Here is a 7,274-nt window from a genome sequence, read left to right as displayed (position 1 = left end):
CCGCATTGTTTTGGAACCGTTGGCATCGCTGGACGAGACGCTCGCCTCGCTAAGGCATATCCGCGGCATTGGCGAATGGGCGGTCCAGTACATCGCGATGCGCTCGCTGGCATGGCCGAATGCATTCCCGCACGGCGATGCGGTGCTGAAGAAGCAGCTCGGCTATTCGAGCGTATCGGCACTTGATGAACACGCCCAACGATGGCAGCCGTGGCGAGCATATGCAACCTTGCATGTTTGGCGTCAGCACGAAGCACAACGCGGATAGCCCCGGTTTGCGAGTTCACGGCCCGTAGAGCGACGCTGTCTCTGATGCCCGGGCGAGGCGATTTTTAACGGCCCCGCTCTTTCGCGACCAAACATTGTCACGCGGTCCACTCGCGCATCAGCCACTCGCAATCTTGCAGACGTGGCGGATGGAAAGCGCCTATTACTACTCAACTACTGGATCGATATATTCAATGAACGTGATCGAACTGCTCGCGCTTGCTGCTATCTGGGGTGCATCGTTTTTATTTATGCGTGTGGCGGCACCGGAACTCGGACCGATCCCTCTAATCGCGCTACGCGTCGCAATCGCGACAATCGTTCTGGCGCCCGTGCTTCGATCAGCAACGGCACGTAGCCAGTTCAGATCCAAAGCATGGCCGTTGTTTGTCGTGGGCGTGACCAACTCTGCCGTACCCTTCTGTCTGCTCGCATATTCGACTCTCTACGTGAACGCGGGCGTTGATTCGATCTTGAACGCGGCGACCCCGCTCTGGGCTGCGCTAATCGCGGTCGCGGGTTTCGGACGATCGATGCGAATCGAGCAGGCTATCGGGCTGATGCTTGGGCTCGCGGGTGTCGTGATTCTGGCGTGGGGCACCCTCATCGACGGCGCCAGCGCTGTGCCGCTCGCGATTGGTGCCGCACTACTCGCGACTCTGTTCTACGGATTTGCGGTGAACTATTCGAAACGTCATCTGACGGGCGTGAATCCGTTTGTTGTCGCTTTCGGCAGTCAACTGTTTGCTTCGATCTTGCTGATCCCGCTCACGCTGTTCTCTTGGCCAAAGCACGCCGTCGCGCCGTCGACGTGGGCATGCGTCGCAGCACTCGGCGTGGTGTGTACGGGCTTTGCGTACGTGTTGTTTTTCAGGCTGGTTGAGCGTGTCGGTGCCGCATACGCTGCGTCCGTCACCTTTCTTATCCCGATCTTTGGCATGATCTGGGGCGCGGTTTTCCTGGGGGAGGCGATCACATCGGTGATGATCGCCGGATGCGCGATCGTACTCTTCGGAACAGCCTTGGCGAGCGGGAAGCTCGGGTGGGTGCTGGACCGCAGCGCATGACCGCCGCTCCGGAGGGCCGCGTAGGACCGTTGTGGGTCACTGCGACCCGGCTACCGCACAAGAAACCCATAAGCCAATGGATCACGCTCATCGATGATCCAGTTTGCGAACCCGCATACAAAGGCGTTGCCCTCCACTTCCGGAATGACCGCCTTGAAATCGCCCACGGTCGTCTCGCCCAGCACGCGCCCCTTGAACACCGTCCCGATAATCGACTCGTTCACCAGCGTCTCGCCTTCACGTAACTGCCCTCGCAGATAAAGCTGGGCCACCCGTCCGCCGGTACCCGATCCCGTCGGTGACCGGTCCACCTCGCGGTCGGCAAACACACAGCAATTCGCCTGCGTCGAGCCTGCATGTCGCGGCGCATTGGCAATGATGGTTCCGTAGATATGGTTGATCTCCGGAATATGCGGATGCTCGACGGCAAACGCCTTGTTCGCGGCGGCCTTCACTTCCGCGCCAAAACGAATCAGTTCTTCCACCGACGACTCCCGAATCGCGAGCCCATGAGGTTCGCCATCGGCGTAAAAGTAGAACGCCCCACCGAACGCGATATCGCCGGTCACCTTTCCGAACGACGGGGTTTCGACGCTGACGTCCTGCTTCCAGATAAAAGACGGCACGTTGACGAAGCGCACGTTACCCGCATGCTCGCCATCCCATTGCACGAACGCTTCGATAAAGCCGCAAGGCGCGTCGATGCCGATACGTGTCTCCGGAATCTGACGTTGCACCCAACCTAACTCGACCGCCGCCGTCGACAGCGCGATCACGCCGTGTCCGCAGTGATCGCTGTAGCCCTCGTTGTGCAGAAAGATGATGCCGAAGTCCGCGTTCGCACTGACCGGTTCCGTCAGATACCCGCCGTACATGTCGGCATGGCCACGCGGTTCGAACATCAGCGCGCGACGGATGTCGTCGGCATTCTCTTTCAGCCACGCGCGTCGCTTGACGATCGTATCGCCCGGCAAGCGCGGCAGACCGCTGGTGACGATACGAAATGCTTCACCACCGGTGTGAACTTCGACGGTCGAGATGGTTCGGGAAATTTTCATGTCTGCTTCGTGGTGTCGGTGAGTCGCGCCGGATTACTGGCCGTATGGAACCGGCAAGCCATTCCTGATCACGTACACGGTGGTCGGCGCGCCTTTCAGATCGCCGTACTCGTCGAACGAATAGGTTCCGGCAACGCCCTTGTAGTTTTCCTTGGCCAGTGCGTCGATCAGCTTGGCCTTGTCGGTCGTCGTGCCGGCCTTCACCATCGCGTCGGCCAGCATCTTCACGCCGTCATAGTAGCTGACCGCGTAGACCTGTGTATCGGTGTTGTACGCGGCCTTGTACTTTTGCAGAAACTCGCGACCGGCCGCGGTCTTATCCAGCGCGATACCGCCTTGCGCGCAATAGACGATCGACGCCGCGTCTCCCGCGACCTTGCCCATGTCGGCCGAGCAGATGCCGTCGCCGCCGAGCAACTTCGCGCGCAGACCGCGCTGACGCATCTGCTTGGCCATCGGCGCGCCCTGGGCCGCATAACCGCCAAAGAAAATCACGTCCGGGTTTTTCGCCTTGATCGTGGTGAGAATGCCGAGAAAGTCGGTCGCCGACGAATTGGTGAATTCCTGATCGACGATCTGAATGCCGTTCGCCTTCGCCTGCTTGATGAACTGCTCGGCGACGCCCTGGCCGTACGCGGTGCGATCGTCGATCACGGCCGCGGTCTTGGCTTTCAGCGTTTTTGCCGCGAACTGCCCCATCGTGCCGCCGAGCTGCTCGTCGCTCGCGCCGATACGAAAGATGTTTTTGAAGCCCTGCTTCGTCAGCGCCGGATTCGACGCAACCGGCAGCATCGGCACGCCACCGGCATTGTAGACGCGCGACGCCGGAATCGCGACGCCCGAATTGTACGGTCCGACCACGGCCAGCACGCCGCTATCCACCAGCTTTTGCGCGATCTGCACGCCGACCTTCGGGTCCGCCTGATCGTCCTCGGAATCGAGCTTGAAGGTGACTTTCTGACCCGCGACGGTCACGCCCGACTTGTTCAGTTCATCGATAGCGAGCCGCGCGCCGTTTTCGTTGTCTTTGCCGTTGGGTGCCTGCGGGCCGGTGAGCGGCGCCGAGTGACCGATCGTGACGACGACCTGGGCATGGGCGGACAGCGTGAAGCCGGCGGCCACCAGGGCGGCTGCGATTGTTGTTGGGTAACGCATACGAACTCCAGTTGGGCTGAGATAAGACCTGACCGTTCGGCTCTGGCGATACACGGAGCAGGTCGGAGCGTGAGGTTTTTGGCTTGCGGACAGAATCTAAATCACGAATATTCCAAAAACAAGCTAGGTTCAGCCCTCTGGCGGCCTCGGATTCGCTTTGAATTCGCCGACCCTCTGCCTATCATTGGGAACTGATGTCGCCCGTCGGAGCGCATCCTCGGCCCGTTGCATCGCAGCGGTCCGTTCCCGGCTTCTCGTGCGAAACGTAAGCAACCCATCGCCGAACAACCGCGTATTCGACAGGAGATACCCCATGTGCCGCTGGCTCGCTTATTCCGGCAACCCGCTTCAGCTCGAAACGGTGCTGTTCAACGCGAAGCATTCGCTGATCGACCAGAGCCTGAATTCGCGGCTCGGCCACACGACCACCAACGGCGACGGCTTCGGGATCGGCTGGTACGGGCACCCGACCGACATCCCGTTTCGCTACCGCTGCATTCAACCGGCGTGGAGCGATCGCAATCTGCGGGAGGCGGCGCGTGCGATCCACGCACCGTTGTTCGTCGCGCACATTCGCGCGGCGACCGACACGCCGTCGCAGGAAACCAACTGCCATCCGTTTCGCCATGGCCGGTGGCTATTCGCGCACAATGGCCTCGTGCGCAATTATCCGCGGGTGCGCCGCGACCTGATGGTCGCGATCGCCCCCGAACTGTTCCCCTCGATCGAAGGATCGACCGATTCCGAAGTGCTGTTCTTCCTCGCGCTCACGTTCGGTCTCGAGCTCGCGCCCGTCACCGCGCTCAAACGGATGGTGGCGTTCGTCGAGGAAACTGGCCGCCGCCATGGCGTGGAAGAGCCGCTGAACATGACCGTATGTGCCACCGATGGCGAGCAGATCGTCGCGGCGCGTTATTCGAGCGAAAGGCAGTCACGCTCGCTGTTTCACAACACGTCGTTTCGTCATCTACACGAGTTGTATCCAAACGATCCACGCATCGCGATGGCCGGCCAGGATGCATTTCTGGTCGTGTCGGAGCCGCTCGCCGATTTGCCGGGCTGGTGGCAGGAGATTCCCGAAAGCACCGTGGTGGTGGCGCGCGACGGCGACGTGGAGCAGTTTGCGTTCGAGCCTGAGGCGGCGTGAATGGCTGCCGGGGCGTGGTCAGATGTGCCGCGCGAGCCCGGCGTCTCGCAGCGGCAGATCGGCGACCAGGCCCGCTCAAGAGAAAGCACTCGCAACGCCGGGCCGTGCTACTCGTCAGTGCCGGGTGAGCCAGGTTACTGTCCAGGCGAACCGATCGACGCAGGCTTGAGCGGTTCGGAGATGCCGCCGTGCACGCCAACCACTGCGTCGACATAGTTCGGCGCCGTGGTCGAAACGGTATCCCACACCGCGGAAACCTTCGCGCTCCCCCCGGTGAAAACCGCACCGGCGTGATTTCCAGCGGCAACCGGACCAGGATTCGCACCGGTGGCCGTAGGAATCGCTACCGTCGTGCCGTCTCCCTGCGTTGCAGCGATTGGCGCGCCGTAGTTCATCGCCGCCGCGACGTTACCGTTCGCGTCATAGACGATCACCGCATCGCCTTTGCCCAAACCGATCAGGTTCGCTGCATCGTTATTGACGTTCAACATCGCAATCACCGGCACCGTGCCGGCGAGGCCCCACGTTGTACGGAACGTGTTGTCATCGGTTCCCGGCAGACCCGGCACCACGACCAGATGTTCACCCGGCGCCAGCATCGTACCGGCCGCGAATGCCGCAGTATTGTTCGCATCGTTGACATCGGCATGACTGTCGCCCCACTTCCAGCCAGTCAGATCGATCGCCGTACCGCCGTAGTTATAGATCTCAAAGAAATCCTGACCGCCGTCCGCGTTCGAGTTCACCTCCGAGACCAACACGGTCGGCGCGGGCGCACCTGCTGCGGCGGTGGTGAAGCTCTGTGTGATGCCCGCATAGGCGTTCCCATACAGGTCGGTGATCACACCACCGGCCATTTGCACGGTGTAGCGCGAGCCAGCCTGCAACGGCGTCGCGAAGTTGATCGTCACCCGCCCACCATTGAATTTCACCTGGGTCGTGTCGGTAATGGCCACATTACGCGTATCGGAGCCGTTGCTCACAACAACGTTGCCTGCGCCCGGCTGCACGATTTTGCTGAACGACAGCGTCATGTGGTTGCCGATGATGCCCGTCGCGCCGTCGACCGGGGCAGCGCTCGACAACGTCGGCGCGGTGTGATCGATGGTACCGATCGTCGTGAACGCGAAGGTAGAAGTGTCGGAGACCGCGACGGTATCGTTCCCCGTTGTCGTCTTGATCGCGCCCGCCGGATACGTGATGTGGTAGGTGGCGCCGGCCGTCATGTAGAACTTCGGATGAATCTTCATCACGTTACCGCTGAACGTCACCTGTGAAGCGTCGCCTACAGGAATCGAGCGCGTATCGTCGGTGCCGTCACTGAGAACGATATTGCCGGCACCCGCCTTCACTGATTGGTCGAACTTCAGGTACAGGTTGCTGCCAATGCCGACATTGCCCGTGCCGGTGGTGGGCTTGAAGACGGTCAGGCCTGGCAGGCTCGGGCCCGCGGCCTGTTCGCCCACCGCGTAAATGGTGCCGTCGGGGGCCATCGTCACGCCCTCGTTCTGGGCGGTCGCACTCATGTACAGGTTGCTCTTCAGATTACCTGCCCGATCCATCTTGACGATCCTGCCATCGGGCGCGCCGATGATTACGACGTTGTCGTAATCCGGCGCGGTGCCCGCTACGATATTCGACAACGAGAAAACGTCATTGAACGCGGAAAGGCCTGTCTTCGCGGCATCGAACATCACCGGCGGATTGTCCGTCGACGGCAGGATCGGGGTGCCGTCCGATGCTGTCGCCGTCCCGCCTGCGAAATTGATTGCCGCCTGGAAAATGCTGGTGGGCTGCGATTGGCGCACGGCAATGTAGCCGCCTGTCCTGGTGTCGAAAGTCACGCCCTCGATACCGACGTTGCCGACCGTCGTCCCGAGTTTCACCGACTGTACGGCTGCTCTGTTCAGCGTTCCACCCGGAACGTAAGTGAACAGATCGACTTGGCGCAGACGCTCCTCCACCAATACGAATTTGCCGCCGCCGACATAGGTAATGCCTTCGGTGTCCTCGAAGTCGCCTGCATTGAGCGTCATCGAATCGATAACATGACCATCGCTCTTTGCAACCTGCACGACCGATGTCGCACCGTCGCCGATGACAAACAACGAATCCGTATCCTTGTCATAGGTGACGCCGGAGGCCTCGGCATTCAACAGATTCGTGCCCGACGTCGCAAACTGCAAGGGAAACATTGCCGTCTGCGTATAGTTATTCAAATCGAAGCTGCTTTGCGGATCAGCAAATGAAAGCGCAGGAACTTTGCTGTCTACTACCGGTGCGCCATTGCCGCCCGTGTTACCGCCACTGTCCGCAACAGTGCTGCTATTGACGCTACCCCCGCATGCATTGAGACCGGCTGCGAGAATCGCAGAAATTAGTAATGTTTTTTTCACGGCGCGATAAGAATTTGAAAGGTTGGTAAGAGTTCGCGACCATATCGGAGTTGTGTTGCATCTTCGTGACCCCAATTGGTTGCGTACCTCGGCCCGGAAAAAGCATGTCCGCGCGCTTTACGCTTTTGCGGTGACGGTGCGTGGGCGGTCGGGCCGATGTTCTACCAGTACTTTCGCAGCTATC

At 60.6% G+C, this 7,274-nt stretch carries 5 protein-coding genes and 1 pseudogene; 3 read left to right on the top strand and 3 right to left on the bottom strand.

The window, feature by feature from the left end:
* Positions 1–268: pseudogene (locus VGH68_RS10075) on the top strand (adenosine deaminase); the annotation flags it as partial.
* 193 nt (positions 269–461) lie between these two features.
* Positions 462–1,334, top strand: coding sequence for a DMT family transporter (locus VGH68_RS10070; protein ID WP_331603449.1), 873 nt, complete (start codon positions 462–464; stop codon positions 1,332–1,334).
* Positions 1,335–1,384: 50 nt separating this feature from the next.
* Here the strand turns inward: VGH68_RS10070 and lhpH are convergent, their stop codons facing one another.
* A complete protein-coding gene (lhpH, locus tag VGH68_RS10065) occupies positions 1,385–2,392 on the bottom strand; it encodes a trans-3-hydroxy-L-proline dehydratase (RefSeq protein WP_331603448.1) in 1,008 nt (335 codons plus the stop codon).
* A 33-nt stretch (positions 2,393–2,425) separates the two neighbouring features.
* Positions 2,426–3,547: a branched-chain amino acid ABC transporter substrate-binding protein gene (locus tag VGH68_RS10060; protein ID WP_331603447.1), complete on the bottom strand. Its 1,122-nt coding sequence runs from the start codon at positions 3,545–3,547 to the stop codon at positions 2,426–2,428.
* A gap of 313 nt (positions 3,548–3,860) precedes the next feature.
* Here VGH68_RS10060 and VGH68_RS10055 point away from each other — a divergent pair, with 313 nt between their 5' ends.
* Positions 3,861–4,694: a class II glutamine amidotransferase gene (locus tag VGH68_RS10055; protein WP_331603446.1), complete on the top strand. Its 834-nt coding sequence runs from the start codon at positions 3,861–3,863 to the stop codon at positions 4,692–4,694.
* A gap of 134 nt (positions 4,695–4,828) precedes the next feature.
* On the opposite strand, the gene VGH68_RS10050 is transcribed toward VGH68_RS10055, so the two are convergent.
* Positions 4,829–7,090 carry an SdiA-regulated domain-containing protein gene (locus VGH68_RS10050; RefSeq protein ID WP_331603445.1) on the bottom strand — a complete coding sequence of 754 codons (2,262 nt, stop codon included), beginning with the start codon at positions 7,088–7,090 and terminating at the stop codon, positions 4,829–4,831.
* Between the last annotated feature and the right edge of the window lie 184 nt (positions 7,091–7,274).

This window comes from Paraburkholderia sp. (assembly GCF_036488505.1).
GTDB lineage: Bacteria > Pseudomonadota > Gammaproteobacteria > Burkholderiales > Burkholderiaceae > Paraburkholderia.
This window is presented reverse-complemented; position numbering and strand designations above follow the sequence as displayed.

Coding starts and splice junctions, on each gene's coding strand:
- VGH68_RS10070 (WP_331603449.1), top strand. CDS start 462: ATGAACGTGATCGAACTGCTCGCGCTTGCTGCTATCTGGGGTGCATCG.
- lhpH (WP_331603448.1), bottom strand. CDS start 2,392: ATGAAAATTTCCCGAACCATCTCGACCGTCGAAGTTCACACCGGTGGT.
- VGH68_RS10060 (WP_331603447.1), bottom strand. CDS start 3,547: ATGCGTTACCCAACAACAATCGCAGCCGCCCTGGTGGCCGCCGGCTTC.
- VGH68_RS10055 (WP_331603446.1), top strand. CDS start 3,861: ATGTGCCGCTGGCTCGCTTATTCCGGCAACCCGCTTCAGCTCGAAACG.